17 protein-coding genes and 1 pseudogene are annotated in these 25025 nt (G+C 68.2%); 3 read left to right on the forward strand and 15 right to left on the reverse strand.

Features of this window, described 5'->3' with window-relative positions:
• Positions 1-151: 151 nt before the first annotated feature.
• The 6 genes and pseudogenes from OHA65_RS30210 to OHA65_RS30235 all read right to left on the reverse strand — a co-directional run.
• A complete protein-coding gene (locus tag OHA65_RS30210) occupies positions 152-1396 on the reverse strand; it encodes an SWIM zinc finger family protein (RefSeq protein WP_405762789.1) in 1245 nt (414 codons plus the stop codon).
• Positions 1393-4212 (reverse strand): DEAD/DEAH box helicase, encoded by a 2820-nt coding sequence (locus OHA65_RS30215; protein ID WP_405762791.1) that lies wholly within the window; start codon positions 4210-4212, stop codon positions 1393-1395. Before OHA65_RS30215 ends, OHA65_RS30210 begins: the two co-directional genes overlap by 4 nt.
• A 127-nt stretch (positions 4213-4339) precedes the next feature.
• Complete coding sequence (locus tag OHA65_RS30220; protein WP_329315036.1) at positions 4340-6583, reverse strand: plasmid pRiA4b ORF-3 family protein; 2244 nt, start codon at positions 6581-6583, stop codon at positions 4340-4342.
• Between the two features lie 326 nt (positions 6584-6909).
• On the reverse strand, positions 6910-7578 hold the full coding sequence (locus tag OHA65_RS30225; protein WP_328764215.1) for a nucleotidyl transferase AbiEii/AbiGii toxin family protein: 669 nt from the start codon (positions 7576-7578) through the stop codon (positions 6910-6912).
• A gap of 5 nt (positions 7579-7583) precedes the next feature.
• On the reverse strand, positions 7584-7976 hold the full coding sequence (locus OHA65_RS30230; RefSeq protein ID WP_266662337.1) for a hypothetical protein: 393 nt from the start codon (positions 7974-7976) through the stop codon (positions 7584-7586).
• Between the two features lie 371 nt (positions 7977-8347).
• A pseudogene (locus tag OHA65_RS30235) lies at positions 8348-8533 on the reverse strand (CorA family divalent cation transporter); the annotation flags it as partial.
• A gap of 1055 nt (positions 8534-9588) precedes the next feature.
• On the opposite strand from OHA65_RS30235, the gene OHA65_RS30240 reads away from it, so the two are divergent.
• Together OHA65_RS30240 and OHA65_RS30245 are read left to right on the forward strand one after the other, a co-directional pair.
• A complete protein-coding gene (locus OHA65_RS30240) occupies positions 9589-10500 on the forward strand; it encodes a nucleotidyltransferase (RefSeq protein ID WP_052874284.1) in 912 nt (303 codons plus the stop codon).
• 2 nt (positions 10501-10502) lie between these two features.
• Positions 10503-11141, forward strand: a complete 639-nt coding sequence (locus OHA65_RS30245) for a hypothetical protein (RefSeq protein WP_052874283.1) — start codon at positions 10503-10505, stop codon at positions 11139-11141.
• A 55-nt stretch (positions 11142-11196) separates the two neighbouring features.
• Here the strand turns inward: OHA65_RS30245 and OHA65_RS30250 are convergent, their stop codons facing one another.
• From OHA65_RS30250 to OHA65_RS30280, 7 genes are all read right to left on the reverse strand, one after another.
• Positions 11197-12243 carry a hypothetical protein gene (locus OHA65_RS30250; protein WP_052874282.1) on the reverse strand — a complete coding sequence of 349 codons (1047 nt, stop codon included), beginning with the start codon at positions 12241-12243 and terminating at the stop codon, positions 11197-11199.
• Positions 12244-12666: 423 nt separating this feature from the next.
• A complete protein-coding gene (locus OHA65_RS30255) occupies positions 12667-13425 on the reverse strand; it encodes a hypothetical protein (protein ID WP_392897896.1) in 759 nt (252 codons plus the stop codon).
• Positions 13426-13585: 160 nt separating this feature from the next.
• The gene (locus OHA65_RS30260) at positions 13586-14242 is read right to left on the reverse strand and encodes a hypothetical protein (RefSeq protein ID WP_052874281.1); all 657 of its coding nucleotides are present in this window, start codon (positions 14240-14242) and stop codon (positions 13586-13588) included.
• Entirely contained in the window at positions 14243-14785 is a 543-nt protein-coding gene (locus OHA65_RS30265) for a hypothetical protein (protein ID WP_405757506.1), read from the reverse strand. It abuts the gene before it with no gap.
• 132 nt (positions 14786-14917) lie between these two features.
• A complete protein-coding gene (locus OHA65_RS30270; protein ID WP_405762793.1) occupies positions 14918-15829 on the reverse strand; it encodes a hypothetical protein in 912 nt (303 codons plus the stop codon).
• Entirely contained in the window at positions 15826-20484 is a 4659-nt protein-coding gene (locus tag OHA65_RS30275; protein WP_405762795.1) for an AAA domain-containing protein, read from the reverse strand. Before OHA65_RS30275 ends, OHA65_RS30270 begins: the two co-directional genes overlap by 4 nt.
• 455 nt (positions 20485-20939) lie before the next feature.
• Positions 20940-22385, reverse strand: coding sequence for a hypothetical protein (locus tag OHA65_RS30280; RefSeq protein WP_405762797.1), 1446 nt, complete (start codon positions 22383-22385; stop codon positions 20940-20942).
• Between the two features lie 181 nt (positions 22386-22566).
• On the opposite strand from OHA65_RS30280, the gene OHA65_RS30285 reads away from it, so the two are divergent.
• On the forward strand, positions 22567-23268 hold the full coding sequence (locus OHA65_RS30285; protein ID WP_371645248.1) for a restriction endonuclease: 702 nt from the start codon (positions 22567-22569) through the stop codon (positions 23266-23268).
• Between the two features lie 54 nt (positions 23269-23322).
• On the opposite strand, the gene OHA65_RS30290 is transcribed toward OHA65_RS30285, so the two are convergent.
• Entirely contained in the window at positions 23323-23712 is a 390-nt protein-coding gene (locus OHA65_RS30290) for a hypothetical protein (RefSeq protein ID WP_405762799.1), read from the reverse strand.
• A gap of 109 nt (positions 23713-23821) precedes the next feature.
• Complete coding sequence (locus tag OHA65_RS30295; protein WP_327286466.1) at positions 23822-24943, reverse strand: IS630 family transposase; 1122 nt, start codon at positions 24941-24943, stop codon at positions 23822-23824.
• Positions 24944-25025 lie beyond the last annotated feature (82 nt).

Here is a 25025-nt window from a genome sequence, read left to right on the forward strand (position 1 = left end):
CTTCATTCTCCCCAGATTCTCCCCAGCCGCAGCGGGTTCTCGACGGTGCTTCCGCTGGTGAGACGGCCCTCCTGGGGCTTGCTGAGCCGCTTCGCACAGTCGAGGCGGCGGCGTGTGGGCCGAGGAGGCGATTCACGGGCTGTCGTACGTGTCACCTCTCGGCCTCCTGCCAGACGGAGGTGAGCGCCGTGACGGGGTCGCTGTCGGCCGGTCCTGCCGGCCACCAGTCGCCGTCGTCATCCTGGAGGTAGGGGTACCAGCGGGCGTCAGGGCCCAGGCGCAGCTGGATGCCGTGGTCGGTGAGAGTGAGGCGGTTGCGCCAGGCCCTGAGGGCGGCCGGGGCGGTGGTCATTTCGGTGAGGGCCCCGGTCAGGGCGCTGCGGGCGGCTGTCATCGCCGTCGGGTCGGGGGTGTAGGGCTGTTCGGCGACGGTGATGCCGGTTGGGCCGCCATACCGCCAGGCGCGGGTGAGGCGGGCGAACGCGGTCGGTCTGGCACCGGTGTTCTGGATGAGGTGGTGGAACCACTCGGGTCCGCAGTTGCTCGCGGCGATCCGTGCCGCGTCCTCGCGCTGGGTCAGGTGCAGGCTGGTGGTGTCGCCCGTGAGCAGCCGGGCAGCGCGTGCGGCGGTGTCCGTCATGAGGCGTTCGAGGTCCGTGGTGGACAGACCGGTGCCGGGTGGCGGGGCGGCGGGCAGTGCGGCGGTGTGGGGGGCCGGTTCGGGGAGATCTGGAAGGGGTGGAGTGTGTTCGGCCAGGGCGGCCCAGGCCGCGTAGGCGCCGACGGCCGGGAGGCCGGTCGGCGCCGGTGGGGTGGAGGTCGCTTGGGCGGCCGTACGGCGGGCGCGCAGCTGGGCGAGGACCTCCTCCCGTCCGCGGCCGCGCAGGGCGAACACCACGAAGGGGTCGGCGTCGATGGTGGAGGCGGTGGCGTAGCAGAGTGCGGCGGCGTGTTTGCAGGGGTAGCCCCAGTCGGGGCAGGAGCATTCGGGGTCGAGTTCGGTGGGCTGCGGGAGCAGGGGGACACCGGCGTGGCGGGCGTCGTCGACGAGTTCGGCGGGCATCTCGCCGTCGAGGAGTGCGGCGAGATGCCCGGCCCGGGCTGCGATGGTGTCGAGGAGGGTGTCCCACTGGGCGTCGGTGAGGACGGGCAGGTGGACGGTGGAGCGGTAGGGGCGGGGCCTGCTGCCCTGGACGGCGGCTTTGACCTGGCCGGGGGCGATGGTGGTCGGGCCCACCATGCCCTGGCGGGCGTAGGTGCGTCCGCGGGACAGGCGCCCCGAGTCCATGGTGGAGTCCTCCAGGGCCGTCACCCATGCCTGGCCCCACCAGGTCTCGGCGAAGGCACGCCTGCCGCGGGCGGGCGTGCGGCGCGGGCCGGGGATCGAAGGGCTCATTCCTGCCTCCCCAGGGCGACGAGTTCGGCGAGATCGGCGTCGGACAGTTCGGTCAGAGCGGCCTCACCGGAGCCGACCACGGCGTCGGCGAGCGCGCGCTTGGATTCGAGAAGCTTCGACACCTTGTCCTCCACGGTCCCCTCCGCGAGGAGTTTGTGGACCTGTACGGGCTTGTCCTGGCCGATGCGGTAGGCGCGGTCGGTGGCCTGGTCCTCGACCGCCGGGTTCCACCAGCGGTCGTAGTGCACGACATGGGTGGCACGGGTGAGGTTCAGGCCGGTGCCCGCGGCCTTCAGGGAGAGCAGGAATACCGGCACCTCGCCGCGCTGGAAGCGGTCCACCATCTCCTCGCGCGCGTTGACGGGGGTGCCGCCGTGCAGGAGGAGGGTGGGGACGCCTCGTTCCGCGAGGTGCTTCTCCAGCAGGTTCGCCATCTGCCTGTACTGGGTGAAGACCAACACCGACTCGCGTTCGGCGGTGATGGTATCGACCAGTTCGTCGAGCAACGCCAGTTTGCCGGAGCGGCCGTGCAGCGGTGTGGACTGGCGCAGGTACTGCGCGGGGTGGTTGCAGATCTGCTTCAGCGCGGTGAGGAGCTTCAGGATCAGGCCGCGGCGGGCGATGCCCTCGGCTTCGGCGATCTTCGCCATGGTTTCGCGGACCACAGCCTCGTACAGGCTTGCCTGTTCGGCCGTCAGCGGCACGACGCGGTCGGTCTCGGTCTTGGCGGGCAGTTCGGGCGCGATGCCCGGGTCGGACTTCCTGCGGCGCAGCAGGAAGGGCCGCACGAGACGAGACAAACGCTCAGCGGCCCGCGGGTCCTCGCCCGACTCGATCGCGCGGGCGTGGCGGTCGCGGAACACGGCGAGTGGTCCGAGGAGTCCGGGGGTGGTCCAGTCGAGGAGCGCCCACAGTTCGGAGAGGTTGTTCTCCACGGGGGTGCCGGTGAGGGCGACGCGGGCGCGGGTGGGCACGGCGCGCAGCTCGCGGGCGGTGACGGCGTACGGGTTCTTGACGTGCTGGGCCTCGTCCGCGGCGATCAGCGACCAGGCGTTCTCGGCGAGGGTCTCCCGGTCGCGGCGCAGGACTCCGTAGGTGACCAGGACGATCTCGTCGTCGGCGAGGTCCTTCAGGTGGCGGTCGCCGCCGTGGTAGCGGCGCACGGGGGTGGAAGGCGCGAACCTGGCTGCCTCGCGCTGCCAGTTGCCGAGCAGCGAGGCGGGGCAGACGACGAGTGTGGGGCCCGCAGTGGCGGGGTCGGTCTGGCGGTGCAGGTGCAGAGCGAGCAGGGTGATGGTCTTGCCCAGGCCCATGTCGTCGGCGAGACAGCCGCCGAGACCGAGCTCGCACATCTCGGCCAGCCAGGCGAGGCCCCGTTTCTGGTAGTCGCGCAGCGTGGCATTCAGTGCGGTGGGCTGTGGGGCGGGGGCGCGGGATTCGGGGTCGCGGATACGGGCGACGAGGTCGCCGAGCGCACCGACCGCCGTGCAGCGAAAGGTCTCCCCGTCCCGCTCCGCTTCGCCGGTCAGCGCAGCGCCCAGCGCCTCCATGGGAGTGAGCGGTTCCATCCGGCGGCGCTTGGCGCGGGCCACCAGCTTCGGGTCGGCGACCACCCACTGGTCGCGCAGCCGGACGAGGGGGCGGCGCGTCTCCGCGAGGGCGTCCATCTCGGCCTCGGTGAGCGGGTCTCCGCCGAGCGAGAGCTGCCAGCGGAAGTCGAGCAGGGTGCCGGCGTCGAGCATGCCGCCCGCGCTGGAGCCGGGCGCGGTGCGTTGCCCGATCTCCGCGGTCGCGGTGAATGCCTTGACGAGCTCGCGCGGCCAGTGCACGTCGACACCGGCGGCGCGCAGGGTGTCGGTGGCGTCGCCCAGCAGGTCGAAGGCTTCGTCGTCGGTCAGCCGCAGCCGGTCCGGAGCAGCGTCCTTCAGCAGCCGGTCGAGCGGTGGCCAGACGCGGGCGCCGCGGCGCAGTGCGAGCAGCGTCTCGGTTTCGGCGCGCGGGCCGAGCAGGCGCTCGGTCTCGGCCGGCTCGCTCCACAGCTGTGCGGCCTCCACGACGAGCGCCGGATCCGCAGCGGTGTGCAGCTGGAGGACGGCCCGGAAGTGCCGGCGGCGTCCCTCGGGTACGTCGACCCGCAGCGAGACTCGGACGTCGGCGGTGAACGCGGCAGCGGCCTCCTCGGCCCACTCGTGCAGGGTGGGCACGGCACGCGTCTCGCGCCAGGCGTACGGCAGGGCTCCCATGGCGAGCGGAGCGGCGGGGGTGCGGACCAGGGCGTCGGCGACCGCGTCGCAGAACCGGCGCACCAGCGCGGCCGGTTCGGCGATCCGCAGCGGGGCAGGACCTGGCTCCGGCAGGCAGTGGCCGTGGGGCGGGAAGGCGGCGGCGAGGGCGTCCAGCGTCCGACGCTGGGCCGCGTTGAGGGGGCCCGCCTGCCAGGTGTCGTAGCCGGCGGGGGTGAGGGCCGGGTGAAGACGGCCGTCGGCGAGCAGCCGGAGCGCGAATCGGGCGGCGGTCTGCCAGGCGGCGGCGGACGGGTGCGGTGGCTGTGCCCCAGACAGCGCGGCGACAGCGAGGGCGACGGGCAGCGCGTAACCCTCCGCCTTGCGCCGTCTGACCGAGCGGCCGTGCGGCAAGACGAGCTCCGCCGCCTCGGTCTCGATGCCCGCGGGTGCCGTGCCCTTGGCGGCGGCTGCCCCGGCGGGCTGCCAGAGCAGCAACCGGCCGAGGCGGGACGGCTCGCCGGGCAGGAAGACCGCCGCCCAGCCGTCGTCGAGCAGGCTCCGGGCCCAGGCAGCCGACTCCGGTGTGGCCAATGGCGGCAGGCTACGCGTGCCTGTGCCCTGCTCCCGTACTAGGACTCGTGCCACTCGCTTTTCGCCTCACCGTCGTCCAGGCGGTCTTCACCGCGTCTTCGTCCACCAGCAGGGTCCGACCCCGCCGTCACCGGCGGGAGTGGGCCTTGTTCGCCGCGGTACGCATGCGCTTGGCCAGCCGCTTGTCGACGCCGCGCAAGCCCTCGCCCAGTTCGGCGAGCACCTGGGCGGTGGCTGGGTGCTCCACTCGCCACAGCTCGTCCACCCGCTGTTCGAGCGACTCCGGCGCCGTGTTCCAGTTCTCCAGGAAGCCCCGGGTCAGCTCCTGCCTCTCCTGAGCACCGGCGAGGATCGACAGTCCGTCGATGAGCAGCCACAGTTCCGACTGCTCCGCCCGCGCCGGGTCCACGTCTGCTTCTGCCCCGAGGCGTGCGCCCAGGGTCGCGGTGGCCACCTGGCGGCACCCCTCGGCGTCGGAGTCCGCTGCCTTGCGCAGCACGCGCAGTGCCCGGGGGTCGTCGAGGTCGGCCAGCACCAGTTGGGCCACGGCGCGCTTCGCCGCTGCCTCGCAGCCGTCTCCCACGCATGCGTCGAGCAGCCCTACCGCGGCATCCGTCGCCGAACGGTGTGCCAGCCACCCTTCGACCTCCCGGCGCATCTCCTCGGGGGAGTAGCCCAGGAGCCCCTGGAGCAGAGCGTCGGCGTCCGCTTCGGCGTACTCACCGAGCAGCGGCGCGGGCACACCGCACTCCATCAGGTACGCGCGGAGCCCGTAGCGGCCGAGTGGGGTGAGCCGCATGCGGTGCCCGCGCTGGTCGTCCCACGACCGGTCCGACGCCGCCGTCGAGGTTCCCGAACCGCCGCCCAGCTCCTGTCCGACCAGGGCGTTCTGGAGTGTGCGCAGATTCTCCTCGGCCGAATCGACGCCGTCACCGGGCTCGTACTCCACCGCGCCCAGCAGGGCGAGCCCTTCGCCGAGTCCCTGGAAGGACGCCGCGAACAGCGCCTGGAAGAGATCGAACTCCGGCCCGTTCTCGCCCACCTCGCGGGCCTTCGCACGCAGGCCGTCGACATCCACCCAGGCGTCGTCCGGGGCGTCGTACAGCAGGCCGACCAGTCCGTCGGCGATCTCGGCCGTCAGCTCGCCCAGCTCACCGTGCCACCCGTCCAGCACCCCCGTCTCACCGATCTCCTCCAGCAGATCGCCCATCGTGGCGGCCCAGAACTCCAGGAGGCCCTCACCGGTGAAGTCGGTTGCCGCGCCACCCCACGCGCGGCCCCCGCTGACCGTGATCAACCCGCCGTCCACGGCGAGCCACCACGGATCATCGAGAACGGCCACGTCCTTGGCGCTGCGCAGCGACTTCAACGCACGAGCCCGCGCGACGGCATCGGCATACGGCGAGTCGTCGCCGGCCAGCTTCCACAGCTGGAGCTCCTCGACGGCCGCACGGGCGAGCGCGGGCCGAAGCACCCGGCCGGCGGTGACCTGCCGTCCCTCGCGGCACCAGGCGGCGAGCCGCAGCGCAGCGTCGAAGAGCGGAACACCCCGCACGGCAGCGAAAAGGTCCTCCCGCGGAGCCAGAGTCACCGGGCGCAGCACAGGCACATCCTCAGCCGGTCCGTCGACTCCGGCATCGACTGGACCGCCCACCCCGCACTGCCCGCAGGTACACAACGCCACGTCCTCGGCGGTCAGCGGACGGACACCGCCGCGCCCGGCCCCATCACCGGTCGGCGGCTTCGCTTTGCCGGACACCGTGTCCGGCGTCAGCCGGGCCAGCCGCGCGGTGATCCCGTCCCGGTCGAAGGCCGCCGGATCGTATCCGGCCGCCCGCAGCTCGGCGACAAGCTCACCGTGCGGGCCATCCCCGGCCCCGCCCGGGGCGTCGAGGAACTCCAGCACCTCGGCCAGCCCCCACACGCCGCCGATGTCCTCGGCCGGTACGTCGGCGCGACGCCCGCCGACGCAGCGCACCGCCCGCTCCGCGCCGACCGGGCGCGGCAGTGTCTTCTCCAGCGTGATCCCGTGCTCCCAGTCGTCGCCGAAGTCGTAGACGTAGCGCAGCCGTGCCTTCTCCTCGGCCAGCACGTCGCCGAGCGCGGTGGCGTCCTCGTCGCCGACCTCGTGGCCGAAGCCGAGATCGATGCCGGTGAGTCGGGCCGCCTCGCCGTACCCCCGGCCGAACTCGTCGGTGAAGAGATGCAGATGGCCACCCTGCCATCCGAAGGCGACCTGGATGGCGTCGTGCAGCGTCCCGAGCGAAGCATCGGACGGCAGCACGAGGCGCCGCCACAGGGGCGGTCTTGTGCCGTGCAGCACGATCTTCAGCTGGAGATCGGACGGGGCCGTCTTCCCGTCTCGCCGCATCTGCCGCTCCTACCGCACCGGTGCCACTCGAACGGCCCCATCATGGCGCTGCCGGTGTGCCGAGCTCAAACCCGGTTGCGGCGGCCACCGTCCTTCTGGGAACACACGGTCCCGACGCCGCCCGATGCGGACATCCTCTGCCCTCGCGACCTTTCGCAGGGCGGCACAAGCGCTCGGGAGCGCATGGCCCTACCGGCCACGGCTGTCGCAGCCCTCGACATGCGCGGACGCGGCGCGATGCCGGGTTTCGTAGCCCGTCCGGTGTCTGAAGTTCTTGGGGCTGGTAGGTCTTGTCGGCAGGCAGATGCGGTCTCGTCCGGATTCGATCAGTCGATGTCCGGATCACCGGACTCTTCGAGGAGTCGGGCCGCGAGGTCATCGGCCCACTCCACGGCCCAGGTACGAAGAGCGGCGATGGTGGTCTCATCCAGGCCGTAGGCCCCGAAGGCTTCGTCGTCAGTCCACTCGGCGCCCGTGAGGTTCGCCTGCAAGTCCTCGCCCTCGAAGCGGCCACGGGCGTGGCGGCGGCCGAACTCCTCGAGTTCAGAGTTCGTCCAGCGGCGGGAGGCAGCGAACACGTCGATCAGGTCGCGGGGCGCTCCGCGGTCGGCGAGGGCGCGAACCTTGGTCCCGATCACGTCCTCCTCCGCGAGGACGGGCCCGTACGGGCTCTGGGAGACGGGCCGCCAGAAGATTTCCTTCAGGATGTCGACTTCACAGTCCTGCCCGGTGACCGGGTCGGTCACGGTGAAGCGAGCGGACAGCGGGGCAGTTTCCAGCGCCTGCACTTTCCAGCCCCGGACCTCGAGGCCGCGACAGACTGCGGCCGCGATGTCAGCCATGGGCGCCGGGTTCTCGGTGGCGACATCGAGGTCCTGGCTGGGACGGTTCACGAGGCGGTGCGCCCTCACGGCATACCCGCCGGTGAGGACCAAGGGATACGGCGAGCCGAGGGCGATCACATCCGCCAGGAGCCGCGTGTGCAGCTCCGGCATGTCTGTCACGCGGCTGCCCGGGTGCGGGAGGCGAGCTGGGGAAAGGCGTCCTCCCACACAGTGCGCACGGTGCGACCGACGAGCGTGCGCAGCACGGGCCACAGCTGGAGGAGTAGATCCTGATTGAGGTAGAGGGGCAGGTCGTCGTGCAGGCCCTCGTGCAGGACGGTGCGGTACAGGCCCACGCGCTGGCGAGGTTTGCCCAGGTCGTACGAGGTCATCCCGGACCAGGCCAGGTGCAGCGGCAGCTCTACGACACCGTGCGCCGGCCCGTGCAGCTCGTCCAGCGATTCCGGCAGACGGCGCCGGAACTTCTCCTGGTACAACGCGAGGTCCTCGGCTTCCGCGCCGGAGAGCTCCCTCGGCGCGGGTGCAGGATGCTGTGGGCTGGAGGACATGCCTCCATTATGGCGGCCGCAGAAGCGATGCGGGCCGTGATGCGCGGGCCTGCGCCCAAAGTGAGCCAGGTGTGGCTCCGTGCCGATGTCACTTTCTGTGATCAGTTGCGCGTGCAGCAAGGGCGCCGCGAGATGTTGAGTACGAAGAGGCGAAGCCGCGGATACAGGACGTGGATCGCCAGTCGATTCTCCCCGGATTCTCCCCAACGCCTACAGGAGGGCAAAAATCCTGGTCAGGGCCTTGCTGGAGGCAGGTAGACGAGATCACCCGCATCTATTCCCCCCAGAAACCCCCCACGGCCGCTTCTGGGCCGATCTGTGAGTGATGCGAAAGTGAAGTACGAAGGATTACTGAGCGTCACGTGAGGGGCTTAGAGCCAGTCCCGTCGCTTGAAAATCACGTACAAACCGACGCAAACCACCCCCATGAGGCAGATCGCAAGGGGGTATCCGAAGGTCCAGCCCAACTCAGGCATGGACTCAAAGTTCATGCCATAGATGGTTCCCACGAGTGTGGGAGCAAACAAAATGGCAGCCCATGAGGAAATCTTCTTGAAGTCGTCACCCTCACACGTCTGACCTGCGGGAATCGGTAGTGCGGGCGGTCTGACCTGCAGCAATCGACCTTTCAGAGTCTTTCACCCTGCTCCGCGTTTGTGCAGCCGGTTCCCCCCACCCGCCCCCCAACGAGGCCTCATTCCCCCCAGATTTCCCCCAGCGGGACTGTCTCGCCAAGAGGGCACCGCAGGTTCGGGGGCCGTCCTCCGTCGCTCACGACCGGCTACTCAGGGGAGTGGCGGCGGGGCGGGGCAAGAGGCGCAGCGGGGCTGGAGGAGCTCGGCGAGGCTGCTGTTGCCCTGGGGCGCCGTCGCACGCTGGCAGAGCTCCACCACTTCAGCTGTCGGCTGGGAGCGCCTCGTGACGGAGCCGCAGGGCAAGTCCTTTTGATCGGTGGGGAGATCCTCCACTACCGGCTCATGGCTGAGGACCAGTCCGCCGCGGCGGACCCGCTGGTGCCCCTTCCGAAGGAGAGCAGCAGGACCGTGACTGGTGACCGCGCGGAGGCGCAGGACGTCGTCTCGTTCGTGCTGTCCGATCCCGGGGGCAGGAGGCGAGGGCGAGGGGCGAGGCGGCGGAGACTGAGCTCGGCATGGAGCTGTGCGCCCAGCTCCAGCCGTTCCAGGACCGCCACGACCAGGCCGTGCGCGACGGCGACGCGGCCCGGCTCACCGGGATCTGTCCCGGCAAGCACCGGCCGCTGGGGGCGGATCTGCGTCCTGTCCGACGATCACGCGACCTTGATGGAGGAACCGCACTGGGGCCGCTATAGCGAGGGCCGGCCGCGTGGGTGGTCAACGCCGATGACTGGTGACGCTGCGACGTTGGCAGGCGGAACCCCGGGCGCGCTGGGCGGCCCGGGGCCTTTCGCTGACCCTGGTCGGGGCACTGCGCCCTGGGATGCCGAGCCGCTCCCCCTGTCTACGCCGTGGTGGCAAGCCCCGCCCTGGTCGCCTCTGACTTGGGCGGCCATGTGGATTCATAGGTGTGCCGCTGTCGGTGCCCGCTCGTACGCTGTTGGCCGGCGCAGGCGCGCCGGAGCCTGGAGGCGTTCATGGCACGACAGCTGACGTATGAACAGCGGATCGCTTTGATCAACAAATGGAAGAACCCCCCGGGTGCTTCCGAACAGCTCCGGCTGGAGCGCGCCGAGCGCATGGTGAAACAGGCGGTGCTCCGACACGAGCCGTTCCAGGGGCTCGACATCACGGTGGCGTCGAAGGGCTCGTACCCCAACAACACCAACGTTCGCGGTGACAGCGATGTCGACATCATGGTGAAACTGAACGACCCCTTCCATACGGAGGGACTGGCGGCTTGGTGGTTTGGGCAGCAGGCCAGTTACGCGGGGCCGTGGACCCGGCAGAAGCTCCGCCGGGAGGTCGAGGACGCGCTCACTAACCAGTTCGGCTCGGTGGACACGGACCATAACCTCGCCTTGTACGTTCCGGAGGTTGTGGGCAGCCGTCCCAGCATCGACGTGGTGCCGTGCTTCAAGTGGGTGGCCTACGACAGCACGGTGCCCGGCGGCGAGTACGTGGGCAGCGTCGTCTACGGGCGCAACGGGAAGCGAGTCATCAACTGGCCCGAGCTCCAGCTGGCCAACGGCAAGGCGAAAAACAACGCCACCAAGTACCGGTACAAGTTCGTGGTGCGGGTGCTGAAGAACGTGGAAAACGTCCTCGCCTCCGACGGCGTGATCACGGCCCTGCCGTCGTACTTCTCCGAGTGCCTGATCTACAACGTCCCGGACGACGTCTTGGGTCTCGACGGCAGCCTGGACGCTGTGGTCCGCGAGAGTCTGCGGGAGGTCTACCGGCAGCTCACGGGGGCCTGGTTCAGCTCCCAGCGCATGGTGGAGCCGAACGGGATCAAGAAGGTGTTCGGCGAGGGTCAGAAGTGGACGGAGAAGGACGCCCGCGAGCTGGTCGAGGGCGCGTGGCACTACCTCAACTACGAAGGCTGACGATGAACACCGCGACCACCATCCGCACCGGCGCCACCATCGCCGCCACCCTCTACACCGTCGTCCTGCTCGTCCTGGGCCTGTACCCGTCCGAGTTCCGGTACCTCTTCGCGTACATCCCGGCCCTCGTGGGCTACGGCACCGTCGTCTTCGACAAGTGGGCCTGGCGCTGGCCCGTGGTCCACCGCTTCACCGGCCGTGCCTGGGTCACGGGCACTTGGCGGGTCGTGCTTGTCCCGAGCCCGGAGAGCCACATACCGGAGGGAGGGAACCGGGGCCCGATCACCACGTACATGACCATCGAGCAGACCTTTTGGAGCCTGCACGCCACGCTCCGCACGAAGGAGAGCACCTCGCGGTCGAGCAACGCCACCATCGGCGCCCCCGAGAACTCGGGAACCGCCGAGATCGGGTTCCTGTACGACAACACGCCCCGCGTGGAACACCAGCCTCGAAGCCCGCGGCACGAAGGGGCCTGCCGGATCGCGGTCACCGGCCTCCAACCCAAGGCCGCGACCGGGCACTACTTCACTAGCCGGTTTACTGCCGGCGATATGGACTTCACCCTGCTCGGCCGATCGACCGACTACGGCACATTCGCCGAAGCTCAGGCCGCCGACCCGGCGCATACCAGCCGCTGAAGATCAAGCGGCCCCGGGGGCTGGTACCCCGGGGCCCGTAGTGTTGCTGGACGAGCTACTGCATGAGCCCGCCGAGGGCCTGCTCAGCCATCTGGATGCCCTGCGTTGCCGCCATGGTCGAGGCGCCCTCCAGCAGCTTGTCTCTGAGCTGGGTGGCGAATTGGCGCAGGCGGCCCGGCTCAGGGTTCCCCGAGGTCGCCTCGGCGTGGAGGTCTTCGGCGACGCGCTCCAGTTCTACGCGGTCCTCATCGGGCATGCCCAGGATGGGACTGACCTGGCCGATGTACCCGGCAAGCTGGACGAACAGCGTCGGGTCGATGCCTTCGGTGACGTTCTGGGCGAAGTGCTGCTGCTCGCCGATGATGACGCCCTTGGCGTTCGGCATGTAGTTGTTGTACGTGGTGCCGGGGCGGGGCTGGCTGACGTGATCCTGCACGCTTCCTCCAGTCAGGGCGCAGCTGACGCCCTGGGGTGTGATGGCGACGGTGGGGGGCTCGGTGTCGATGTGCTCGATCAACTGGTGCTGTGCCAGGTGGGCGAGTGCCTCGAACAGCTCGGTGCCGGTGATCTCGGATCCGGCGAAGTAGGCGGCGGGCGTGGCGAGGAACAGCACCGGGTTAATGGGCTTCTGGTCGCCGGCGGTGTCGAATAGCCACCGGTGGAAGGCGTCCATGGTGTAGCGGAGGCGGGCGGCGCGGTCCAGGCGTAGCTTCTTCAGCCGGTGGATCGCGGCGCGGCCAGCGTCCGCGAGGTGGACTTGGGGAAGCTCGCCCATGCCGCGCACGACGGTGACCAGATCCCGCTGCTCCAGCTCGAACGCGAGCACGGCCGGGTCCTCGTCCGGCAGCTGCTGTTCTTCGACGAACCGGGTCAGGTCGATGTAGTGAGAGGGGTTCTGCTGGGCTTGCTCGTCGAGCCACACCAGGAGCCGTGCCAAGGTCGGGTCGCCTTCGGCGGTGTCGCGGCCAGGCATGGTGCCTCCTGTTCCAGTCGCCTCGGTCTGAATCGGTACCCGGATGGGGTTCCGCTTGGCTGCCCGCTCATAGCCCTTGACGATGTCCTTGAGGTGCTTGTCGATCGCGCGCTGGTTGATGCGGGCCACGTTGGCCTCCTGTCTCAGGTACCTCAGCCAAGGGTACGGAGCGGGTCCGACATTGGGCCTTCCGTTTACCGGTCCGCGATGGTGGCGACGAGTTCGTGGTGCTGCCGAGTGGTTGGGATCTGCGGCGAGAAGGCAACACCCTGTGTCAGAGGCGGCAGCGGTGAACTGGAGTGTGTGTAGGCCCTGGGGTCCTGGGCTGCTGCCCTTGAAGGGCTAGGTGCGGCTGGGAGGGTGTCGGTGAGGAGGTCCAGTCGCGTGTAGAGGGGTCGTACGAGCCGGCCGACGAGTGTCGGTTCCCCCGGCTCCGAGCAGGGGCCGTGGGAGGACATCGGATCGCGCTACGACCTGCGCCAGCGGCTGTTTCGCCGGGCAGTCCAAGCCCGGCCATGGACCGTGCGCTCAAGGTCTGTGGCGGGGCGTGATCTATTCGCCGAGCCCGAGGGCCATGCTGCCCATGAGCTGACGAGCGAAGTCCTCCAGGATCGAGGGGTTGGCAGCGAGGAATTCCATGGCCCGCTCGGTTCGCTGTTCAGGCGAAAGCTCTTTCAGTTCCTGCTGCCATGCCAGGGTGGCAGCACCGCCATCCTCGACCTCGGCATTCACGATGAGGCTCCAGAGCGCCTGTTGGGCGTCCTCACGAGCGAGCCAAGTCATGAACATCTGCTGGAACTGCTCGCTTGTCACAGTGACCTTCGGGTCGCTGGGCGCGGTGGCCGCATCTTGGGAAGGCGCGTCAGCCTCGACCCCCGGGACAGCAACAGGAGGTGTCGTCGTGACCCCAGCCCGCAAGGCCTTCTTCTGGGCTCTGCGGGCCTGCTGCTTCAGCACGAAGGCTTCGCGTTTGGCAGCGAGGGCCGGCACGGCCTGGGTGTGCCACAAGTGGACAACCACAGACTTCGTGGCTTCTACGAGACCTTCGGTGATCTGGCCCGCGATGTCAGCCACGATCTGTTGGGCGGGGGTGAGCTGAGGACCTTGCTCCTTCACGTACTTGGTGACGTAGACGATCTTGGGCTTGGCTTCGGTCTTCAGGAGAATCTCGACGTGCTTCGGTCCCTTGTCACTCGTCTTGGGAGTGAACCCACGCTTCCAGCCTTCGTTCTCCCGCGAGTCGGCGAGACTCTCGCCCTTGGGGATGCGAATAAGTGCGTTGAACAGGTCGTACTCCGGGTCCTCGGCCATGCGTCCTCGTCAGTGCTCGGGGCTTCCTCGGCGCTCGGTCGACGAGGAAGTCGCGGTAGTGGAACCGAACCTCACCCGCCACCGTAGCTTTGGCGTCCGACAAGTCGGCAGGTTCGGCGAGCGTCGCATCAGGCGCCACAGAGCCTCAGGGCCAAGGTTGTCACCAGTCCCCTCGCCGGATCCGCTCGTCGGACACGATCCCGTAGACGTACCGCCCAGAACGTTCGGGGCATCGTGGAATCTCCGACGGCCCCCCGATCGGCCATTCCTCCAGTGCTGACCTGATCTCGTGCCACTGCACGTTGCGCCGGCTCTCGACGATGACCAGCGTGTAGCGGTCGGTCCGGTAGGTGAAGGGCTTGCCGGTCTTCGTGTAGAAGACCTCTCCCTGGTGCTCCTCGATCCGAGGCCTCGCCGTCTCCATGTTGGGACCGACCGGCACCGGCTCGGGCGGAAGCGGCGGTGGAACCGGATGCCCTGCCCACCGGAGGCGTTCCTCCGGCGTTGGCTCCCTGCTGATCCGATGCCAGGATGCGCTCCCTCGCACGGTGGTCGACGTGACCGCCAGCTCTGTGCCGTCCGGCAGCACCCCCCGGCCGGGCTCTCGGTAAGGCTCCGCGACCCTGATGTCACGCCGCTCGTAGCCGAGTCTGCTGACAACTGACTCCAGGGTCCCCATCTGAGTGTTCCCGACGTACGACCACTGGTCCTCGCTCGCATCGTCGGAGAACTCCACCACGCCGACGAGGTAGACCCCGTCCTCGTTCGGGTCACCGAAGAGCTGCCGCAAGCGGTCCGGTCCGAAGTCGCCCGTCATCTATCCGTCCACCCCTGCATCGCCGCTGCCATGAGATTCTCCGTCGATCAGCGCGATCACAGCCTCCTTGGCTTGCGGCTGCGTCGCGTGCTGTGCCATCCGGGACCCGATCACGGCCACCCTACTGAGCACCTCGGCGGCCTCCTTGAGTTCGGTTGAAGGCGGCAGCACGAAGCGCGCGCCGAACTCGACCTCACCGCTGAGCTTGGCCTGCCCCTCGCCGTAGCCATAGCCGAGGAACACCGGAGCGCCGAGTTCCTTGAGCCGAGCCACGCCATCCTTCTCCCACTGCAACCTCTTGCGCGGCGGATGAAGTCGCCACGGAATCCAGCCCTCGTAGGCGAGGTACTCCTGCCAGAGCAGCGCCAGGTGATCCCAGTCGTAGGCCTTGGAGGAGGTGACGTGCTGCTGCACGAGGAAGAAGCGGACTTCGACCCCACCAAGCCCGCTGCCATCGACGAGCTTGCCGACGTCCTGGGTCGGCAAGCTCTCGGTGGCTTCCCAGCGGACGGTGTAACCGCTGCCCGGAATCGGGGCGTCCACGATCGCGACGTACAGGCCACCGGAGCCGATTTCCTGGATGGACTTCGATGAGCCGCCGGGCAAGGCGTTGGTTCGGCCACTGCGCCCTGCTCTTGAGCGCAGGGCGGTGGTCGAACCAACCGCGCCCTGGTGTCAGGGCCGGCGTGCTGGTCGCGCTGGCGATGGCCGGGGCACGGGTCGGACAGGCGCGGCGGTTGGCTTTGGCGTGGCCGTCTTCGGCTGGGAGGCGGCGAGGTCGTTCAGGACGGCGTTGACCACGGGCCAGCACATGTCCAGCGTGTCGCGATCCGGGGTGTGGGCCTCGCGGATCTCTGCTCGCGGATGGACGAAGTTACGGTACTTGCGCAGCTCGTGACAGAAGCGCTCCACGTCGGCACCGATCCATCCTGCGTCGTGGCAGGTCTTGATCAAAGTGTCGAGGGTCACCCTGTCTGCAGACGTACTGCCGAGTCGCGAGGCGTCGCGTTCGCGCACCACATGGACCATGACGCCTTCCAGCAGGCTGCCGAGCATGATGATGGCGGCCACGTGAGCGCCATTGGCGTAGCAGGTGCGTGCCTCGTCCAAGCGGTGTTGGAGCAAGGCGGCCATCTTCCGGTCACTGATGAGATCGGTCATGGCTGCGCTGAGTTCGGCAGGACCCTGGCTACCCGGGTGGGCAAGGGAGGGGTCGCAGGCGACGAGACGGGGGCGGCCGCCAGGATTCTCCAGGCGTGCTCCCTCGTAGACCAGGAACGCGTTGACCGCGGAGACGACAGCGGGGAGCTGGTCCGGCTCGTCAAGGTATTCGCGAGGGTCGGCCAGGCGAAGCAGGACCCGTTCCAGCTCGGTGGGCTCTTCTCGGCGTTCGTTGAGCCGGGCGAGCGTCCATTCCATCCTGTACTCGCCGTTGTACTCCGGCACCCGCTGCCAGCCGGCGTGTTCCAGGAAGCGCGCGATCTCGAAGCCCTTGCGGTAGTAGAGGTGGTCGTCGCCGCAGATGACGCGCGCGAGCTCCTCCAGGGTGTTGGCATCGAGGATGCCGAGTGGGGACTGCGCAGTCATGCCGAGCCTTCCGTGCTGTCGTCGGTTTCGTCGTCTACTTCGTTGTCTTCTGCCTTGTGGAGCGTGTTGGCCAGATCGTCCGTACCCGGGTCCTCGGGTGCCTCCGCCATGTCGTCGGCCAGGCCCTCGTCGGAGGAGAGGTCGAAGGGGGTCCACTGCACGGTGGTGGGTGTGGCGGACGAACGGGTCCGGTCACTGGTCCCCTCGAATGTGGCCGGATGGATGCCAAGTCGTTCGAGCTCATCCCATAGGCCGGACAATGCCTCCTCAGGGTCGAATCGGAACTCGCTCTCGCGAATCCGCCAGAACGTCCAGCCGACGCGTTGGAGTTCACGGTCGCGCCGTTGGTCATGCCGGATCTGCTCGGGTGTCGAGTGATACCGGTCGCCGTCGCACTCCACGGCCAGGCGCCCACGTGCCCCTACGACGACGAGGTCGAGGCGCTTGTTCCCTGCCGGATACTGCGGGACGACGTGATATCCGCGGGCCTTCAGGTGCAGGTAGACCTGCTGCTCGAAGAGCGATTCGAAGGGCTTCTGCGGCACATCGCCCACCACCTCTCCGATGTCTTCGGAGCCGGCAAGTGCCGATGGCGGGTTCTCCATATAGGACAGGAGGTTGAGTCGCATGTCCTCCCTCTTCAATCGGTCCGGCGGTACCGAGTAGAAGAGCCACATCTGGTCCTGTGCCCGGGACGCGGCGACGTTGTATGCCTGTCGTTCGCTGCGGGCACCTCCCGTGATGCGCGGCGGATCGGTGACGACCATCGACAGCAGGATGACGTGCCGTTCGTCTCCCTGGAACGACGCCGGGCTGCCCACACGAATCTGGTGGCGCTCAAGCATCGGCGCCGGGATACGTTCCTGGATGAGCTTTTCCAGGAGCTTGACCTGACCGATCGACCCCTGAAGGGTGATGACGCCCATGGTCCGGTCGCGGTAGTCAGGGTCCGCTACGAGCCTGGCCAGGCAGTCGACGATGGCCTCGGCCTCCTTCGGGTTGCGGATCCTGCTGTCGCGCCCCTGGGTAACGGCCCCTTCGACGAAGTGGGTCACGAGGGGGTCGAGGCGCTCACCGCCGTACTGGCGCAGAGGCTGCAGCTTGTTGTTGTAGAAGGTCTGCGAAGACCAGCCGATGATCTCCGGCATGCAACGGAAGTGCTCCTCCAACCGGATCACCTTCGGGAAGAAGGTGGACAGGAGCTGGTAGAGGTTGGTGGAAGGTCCGTACAGCGTGCGCAGCCTCGGCGGCATGTCCGGCAGGTGTGAGACGAGCCGGTCATGGATCGCCTGGTGCCGGCCCATGCCACTGAGTGGGGGCGCGCACTGTTTGTCGTCCCCCACGACGATGACGCGGGGCGCCAGCCACAGCAGGAACAAGGCGTCCATGCCGGCCTGACTAGCCTCGTCGACGATGACGACATCGAACGCGTCCCGCCTCGGTTGCACCATCTCGGCGACCTGGGAGATGGGCATGACCCACGCGGGAACCGCTTCCTGCGCCGTCTTCATGGCGTCGTATGCCGCGGCACGGTAGCGGCCCGCACCGCGCCCTTTGCCCTTGCCGTACGAGGACATGTGGTTGCGGTACGCCTGGAGCGCTGACCGCTGCTCTTGCGTCATGCGGTGCAGACAGTGCCACCTTCCCCAGGTGGCAGCGAGTTCACCGGTGATGTCCTCCAGATGACGTTCACACTGAGCCAGTTCGCCTTCGATCTGACGTTCGCGTCCCGGTGTGCGCTGACGGTGGACGAAGGCCGAGGCCACGGCCCAGGCCCACGCCTCCGCCAGAGACTCCAGGCGAGCTTCCCATGCCCGGTCGCCAGGGTCGTGCGTCAGCTGGTCCGCGAGCAGCGGGTGGGCCCGGCGGACGCTTTCGAGTAGCACGGCGCACCGACGCCGGCGGTGTTCACGCCGGTGAGCCTCGCGCAGCGCCTCAAGTTCCTTGGCGTATCGGTCGACGTCCTGCTCCCGAACGGCTTGGGCGGCGGCCACAGCTTCGGTGGTGGGGTGGGAGTCATCTACCGGTGTGCGCAGTTGCTCCTCCCAAGCAAGCAACTGGGCCATAGCCTCGTCCGCCGCTCGTCGGTCGGAGACCGCAGAGAGGGCGCCGGCGAAGTCCTGCCATGCCGACTTAGAAGTGAGAGCGATGTGCATCCCGTGATGTACGAGCAGCTCGTCGATGCGCTCGCGGCCGGCGCCGAACGTGTCGACATGTTCCAGGCGTGCGTACGCCTCCGTCAGCGACGCCAGCCGAACTTCCAGCGGCCCTTCGGATACGGGTACCTGCACTTGGCCCCACCGCTCCGCAAGCGTGGCAACGGCGGAGCGGGCGCGGAGGTGAGCAAGGGCGGCGTCGAGATCCTCCAGGGTTTCGGGTGAGTGACCGTTCACAGTGCACGAGTCGAGGAGGTCCTGCGCGGCCTTCTGCGCCCGCGAGGCACGGAAGCTGCCGCGGACTCGCAGCTTGCCACCCGAGACGAGGTGCTCGCGCAGCGCAGAACCCGCCGTGAGCATCGCATCCCCTTGTTCCGTGGAGAGCTGCCCGGGCACGGTGACGCGCGTCATCCCCTGTTCGTTCAGCCGTTCTGAGATGTCGACGAGTTGATCGGCAAGTCCGGACACGCGACGCCACAGTGCGAGGTTCTCACGGGAGAGTCGGTCGGTGAGGGCCTTGGTGGCCCACTTGCCCTCATCCCATTGTGTGGCCTGCGGAGACAGACCCAGGTGGTGCAGAGCCGTACGGCAGGAATCCACGAGAGAGGTCAGCTCATCGGTGACAGAGCTGTCGAGCCTGGCGAGATCGCCGCGGATGCGGACCGCCCCAGAGGACAGGCCCTCGTTGGTGACGCGGCTGGCTGAGAGTGCCTGGGCCAAGGCTTCGGGGGAGGGGAGGCCGTCGGGGTCTGGCAGAGTGCCACCGGCGCGTGGCTCAGCCGCACCGTCGCGCAGCAGGCTCAGCAGTTCCACCGCTTGCGTGGGGGACAGCGGAGGGACAGACGGGGTCGGGCCGTCAGCCGGCACAAGACCGATCCAGGAGTGATGTCCGGCGCTTTCTTGCACACGCTGCACAATTGCGGCGAGAGTGTCGGCGTATCCCGGTGCGATCTCCGGGTGCCGGTAGACCTCGGCCTCCCGCAGTGCGATCACCTGCTCGGTGAGCGTGCTGATCCTTCCCCGCACCTCCTCCCGGCGGGCGGAGAGTCGATGGATCTCGTCCTGCAGCTGCTCAGGGTCACTCGCGGCGACCTGATCGGTGAGAGCGTTGACCGTGCGTTCCAGCTCGTCCGCCCCGTCCTGCCGTGCCGAGCTCAGCAGGAGGACGCACAGGTCCCGTACGGCGGGAGGAAGCTTGTCCCGCAGGACCGTCAGGGCCTGGTCGCGGGCGCTGGTCACCAAGACCCTCTGCCCCTGCGCCAGCAGCGCGGAGACCAGGTTGGCGATCGTGTGGGTCTTGCCGGTGCCCGGTGGGCCTTGAACCACCACGCCCGTGTCGTGCTCCAGCCGCCGCAGGACACTGCGTTGACGTTCGTTGGTCTTTCCTGGGAAGAGCGGGTCGTCCCCGAATAGGGGCGGAATCTCGCGGCCGTCCCAGTTCACGCGCTCTTCGGAGTTCAGCGGCAGTACCAGCTGGGCGAGGCCCAGAGGCGCGTGTCCCTCGGAGGACACGCTGTCCGCGATCCGGTCGTAGAAGCCCAGCAGAGCATTGCGGTCCCGTGGACGCAGCACAAGTGCGGGAGCGTACGTGAGACGCGCGCCTGCTTCGGGCTCGCGGGGCGGCTGCCACTCGGCACTGAAGGACACGGGCCGTTGCAGTACCCGCTCCTGCCACTGGGCCAACTGCTCCAAGGCCTCAGATCCAAGCAGGTGCAGTGACTGGGCCGCGATCTCCTCGGTGAGCGCGGCCGAGCGTTCGGGCGCCCAGCCGTCATCGGTGTCGAGGAATGATTGATCCTCTAGCCGCACGGCTCCCTCGGCCATGAGCCGCACTGTGAGCCTGGCGGTCTTCCGGTCTACCAAGGTCTCCACGCGGTGGGTGAGCAGGTGACGGTGAATGGCGTCACCACGCGGATCGCTCCAAGTCAAGAGCCCTGTGGCGAGCACGAGTTCTAGCTGATCATCCTGCTGGGTCAGCTTCTGGTGCCACCCGTAGACCTGGTCGTACAGCTCCCGAAGGGCTCGCTCCGCGCGCTCCCTCTCCGCCCACTTCCGCCAGCGCGTCAGCCAGGGACCGTAGGCTCGGAGTACCTCGTCCGCATCCTCTCGGCGGACGGTCTGCTCCGCTGCCTGTTCCCAGGATTGGCTGCCGTCCGCTGCGGGCACGAGTTCCTGCCCCGGTCCTTCATCTTCAAGCGGCGGGTCACCGCCGTCCGCGTCCTGGCAGCGTTCCGTGGACACCCATCCATCCAGCAGATCCGGGAGTGGGGGCGGCGATGTCTGCGGAACGTGGTCAAGCGTGAACAGCAGCCCGTCGAGTCGGTCGGACGGGCGTCGTACCGAGGGGGGCATGGCGACCAGCCATAACCGCTCCCTTGAGCGGCGGTCATCACGAAGTCGTTGGTTGCTGCTCTGCACGACCTCCTTGAGGAAGCCGATCAGACTGGCAGTCTGGCCGATGACGTCGGGGTTCTTCGCGTGACGTCGCGGTACGTTCACTTTTCTCCTCCCGGCTGGTGGCGAACGTTCCAGGATCGGGATGAGCAGTGGCAGGGGCAACCTGTCTCTGGAAAATGGCGAAATATGAGCTTCATCTGGGCTGAATCACCTTGATCCCAGCGAGTTCCTCGTGGAGATCCGTCGACCTTCGGTAGCGGTGCCCCGACGCTCTACGTATCTGGGGGCAATCAAGCCGGGAGCTCGGGAGAGTTGGTTGCGCGAGCGAGTTCCAGGCAGCCCCGATGGCTTAGTCCATCTAAAGGCGCATGGGTGGGGAGGACAGGGCGTAAGGCGGCTCGGTTGACGGAGTAGGGCCTTCTGGGTGCTTACCAAGGCGGCGGGCGGCACTCTGAACAGTCGAGGGCTGGTAGCAGGACGCGAAGCGTCGTCGGCGTCATCCCCTCCCTCGGTGTCGCCCCCTTGCTTCTAGGGAGCGACACCGGCCATGCGGGCCCTCAGGCCTGTGGCAACACCCGCATGGCGAGCACAGAGCCGTCCTGGTGGACGGATACGGGGCCGTCCCACTCCGAATCCCAGGCTAGGAGGGGCCAGCTCTTCCGCTGGGCGTGGATTTCCGTGCGGTACTGCTCGACGCGGCCTTTCGCGAGGTGGCGGAAGAGGTCGTTCGCGACCCCGGAGAAGGCCTCGACCCGGGTCCTGTTGAGGCGGAACACGTGGTCGGTGCCAACGAAGTCGATGTCGAGGAGTCGTTGGTTCGCGTCCTGGACGCTGTCGGTGGCGGCGTGGGTGGGGTCGGTGAAGTGGCGCTGGCCTTGCCGTTTGGTCAGGTACTGGGCCGTAGCGGCGCCATCGCCAGCGAAGGCGGTCAGTCCGGCCGCCGCGGTTCGGGCGAGGACCTGCCGGAACCAGGCATAGTGCTCGGGCTGTACGTGGAAGCCGAGCTGCGACTCCGGTTTCCGCTCGCCCTCGGCCGGCGGTTGGATGCCCGGGAAGTTGTTCGCGTCCTCAAGACGGTGGTCAAGACAGGTATCGGGGGCATCCATCGAGCCGGTCAGTCGGCCACCAGTTCCCTGGGCCTGCAAGGCGTGCACCGTGAGCACGCCTTCGGTGGGGAGTTCCGTACTGAACACGAGGGCCGGTGTCTCGTTCCACGGGCCGATGTGCACCGCCTCGACGTGCGCAGAAGCGGACGCGAGCTGGATGTGAGAGGCGGCGGCGTTGCTGTGGTTGCCCTTGCAGGCGATCGGAAGGACCCTCGGCGCCTCTCCGGGCTTCCATATCTCGGCGAAGAACTGTGGCCGGTAGCGGTAGCCAGATCGATGGCCCGCGTCGCGACTGGTCAAAGCCCAGCCGGCCCGCAGCGCAGTGTCCGCGGGGACGATCGAGACCGAGTGGTCCGGGTAGCGGCGGCTCAGGAGCTGCCGGGCAAGGGTCAGGGCGAAGCCGGTCCCGAGTTCCCCGGACTGGATCGCCTTGTAGTAGTCGGCCGTTTCCCGGCCCTCCGCGGAGAGCGTCATGAACGAGTTGATGCTGCCGGCCAGAGCCTGGCTGTATTTCAGGGAACCCCAGTGCTCGGCGAGTCCACGGCTGGCGCCCCGCCGTGAGAGGGCGATGCCTTGGCCGAGGATGTGTAGCACATCCCAGGGCGTCAGCTGAACGGTCCGGTCCAGCTCCTTCGCGGGGATGGGCCTGAGTTCGGGCTTTCGCCGGAGCTGGTCGAGTTCCTTCTGCTCGCGCGCCTTGTCATCCTCGGCTGCGGCGTCGTCGACGCTGCCGACCAGGGCCGAACTGGAGTGGATCGAGATGTTCGACGGCTGGACGAGATCCTTGAGTACGTCAGCGGCTGGCTTCAACCTGTTCCCCCTACGGCTTCCACGGGTCAGACCGACGTCGCAAGCTACGTGCTGCAAGAGGGGCGCACACAGGGCGTATGCGGGCACATGGCGATGCAGGTCCCCATCGCCGGGCGTGGCGCGCTGGCAACCGTCTCCCCCAGGGCTGCCTCGCTGGCCGCAGGGCTGCATCGCGGGAGATCGCGGGGAACGAGCCATGGCCGACGGGCGCCCTTACTGACACGCGTCGTCTTGCCGAGACTGCTACTCGGAGGCGGGGAGGAATTGGGTGGCAGCACGCAAGAAGCGTCGGTCGGCATCGCGGAAGCGCCGGGAAGCCTGGCTCAAGGCGGGTGCCTGGAGTGGCGTCATCGCATTGGCGCTGCTCGTGACGTTTTGGTCGACGATCTGGCCCTATGCAGTGGGATTGTTGGTCCTCGGCGCGGTCGGCGGTGGAGGCCGGTGGTTGTGGAAGACGGACCGCATGGTCCGGGGCGACGATCGGCGGTGGCGCCACGAGGACGCCGTCAGGGCGGGCCATCGGACGCTCGCCGAGGTCGACGTGATGGACGGCACGCAGTTCGAGGACTTCGTGGCCGACCTCTGCAGGCGGGACGGCTGTACGGATGTCCGCCGCGTCGGCGGCACAGGGGATAACGGTGCCGACGTGCGCGGACGGCTGCCCGATGGCCGCACGATGGTGATCCAGTGCAAGCGGTACAACCCAAAACGGAAGATCTCCAATGGAGAGGTCCGTAACCTCCTTGGCTCGCAGGTGCACTTCAAGGCCGAAGTTGCCGTCTTCGTCACCACCGCGTACTTCAGCGGACCTGCCGAACGCTGTGCCCTGCAGAACGATGTCGTGGCCGTCCACCGTGATCATCTTGGACTGTGGAACAACGGTGCGGCGCTCCCGTCTCTTAACGCGGTGAACGGCGCTGGTCAGGGCGACCGGCGTCATCGCGCCCTGCGCAAAGAGACGTACGAGTAACTCCCCCTGGTAGCCGGGCGCTGAAGCCAGTCCCCACGAAGAGTGGCCATGGTTTCACGATGTCAGCTCGGTCAGCGCTGTGCACAACAAGGTCGTGTCCTCGATCGCGCGGCGGCATGTCGGGTCGTCGAGGGTGAGGCGCTGTCCGACACGGAGGGGTGTGCGGGGGACGCGGGTCAGGTACTTCGGGTCGACCACGCCATCGTTGTGCGTGAAGACGTGACGTGCTGCCCAGGTCGAGAGGAGGCGGTCCCAGGTGTCCGATGCGAGCGCGGCCCGTACATCCGGAAAGCCGGCGTCGGTGAAGAGCACGGCCATGTCCTCCAACCGCTGGAAGACGTTGCCTTTTCCGCGGAGCCGGGCATCTGCGTCATGCACGGAAGCTTTGAACAGGGAGGACGCCAGGATTTCGACGACTCCCACCACGTTCTCGATGGTGTCCACCCAGTTGCGTGAGAACACTCCCTGCTCACGAAGGGCAGCCTTGACATCCGAGGGAATCGCTTCGAGTGCGTCTAGTGCTGTGACCGGGAAGGTTCACCGGGTTGAGCGGTCAGGCCGCGATGGGTAGTGGTCTGCCGCCCCAGCGGATGCCCTTCTCGCTGCGGATGCGTGCGCGTTCGCGTCGTTGGGCGGCCAGGACGTCGGGGTGGCGAGCGTTCTTGTTGCGCCAGCGTAGGTAGGCGTGCAGGGCCCGGGTCTGGACGGTGTGGTTGGGGTGGTGCGAGTTGGCGAGGGTGAACTGCCGCAGGGGTCCGAAGTGGGCTTCGATCGGGTTGGCCCAGGACGCGTAGGTCGGGGTGAAGCACAGCTCGACCTTGTTGCGGGCCGCCCACCTGCGGATTCTCCAGTTCAGGTGGGCGGAGAGGTTGTCGAGGATCACGTAGATCGGGGCGCCGTCCGGGCGGGCTGCCCGGATCGTTCTCAAGGCCGCCCAGGTGTGGTCGGTGCCCTTGCGGCGCCGGTTGATCCCCCACATCTGGTCGTCACCGACGGAGTAACAACCGTGAAAGTAGGTGATTCCGTGGGTGCGGCGATAGGTAGCCGGAAGCCGGTCGGGCCGGCCCTGTTCTGCCCAGCAGGAGCCGGCGGTGGGGCGGATTCCCAGCGGTCCGAACTCATCGAACGCGAACGTGCGGTCAGGCCGCTGGTTGATCGCGTACTCGATCCTGGCCAGTTTGGCGTCGAAGTCCGGGTCCGGGGACTCCTTCCAGGTCTTCGTGCGCTGGAAGGAGATACCGCGGCGGGCCAGTAAGCACCTCAGCGCCTCCCGGCCGATCCGGACAGGCCGGTCGATGTTCTTGCGCAGGTGATCGGCGAGTTTGCGGATCGACCAGCGGGTGAAGGGCTTGCCCAGGACGGTGGGTCGGGTGGTGGCCGTCTGGACGACGAAGTCCTCGTCGTCACGGTTGAGAAGGCGGGGACGGCCTCCCGCCCAACGAGGGTTGAGGCATGCGAGCCCGATCTCGTTGAACTTGTGGATCACGTCGCGGACGGTGTCCTCGTCCGCCTGGACCAGGCGGGCTATGACCGGGACCGTGCTGCCGCCGGCCGAAGCCAGCAGCACCATCGCCCGTCGAAACCGCACCGAGCTGGTACTGCCTCTCCGGACGATGTGCTGGAGTTTCTGCCCCTCCTGCTCGGTCAGCCTGCGAACCCGGACCGGTTTCGCCATCCCGCCTCCCCACGCTGCTTGGAGAACTCATTTCCAACCAGCACAACGAGCAACCCGGCAAACGTTGCCGGTCACAGCACTA

This window comes from Streptomyces sp. NBC_00045, from assembly GCF_045041095.1.
Taxonomy (GTDB): Bacteria; Actinomycetota; Actinomycetes; order Streptomycetales; family Streptomycetaceae; genus Streptomyces.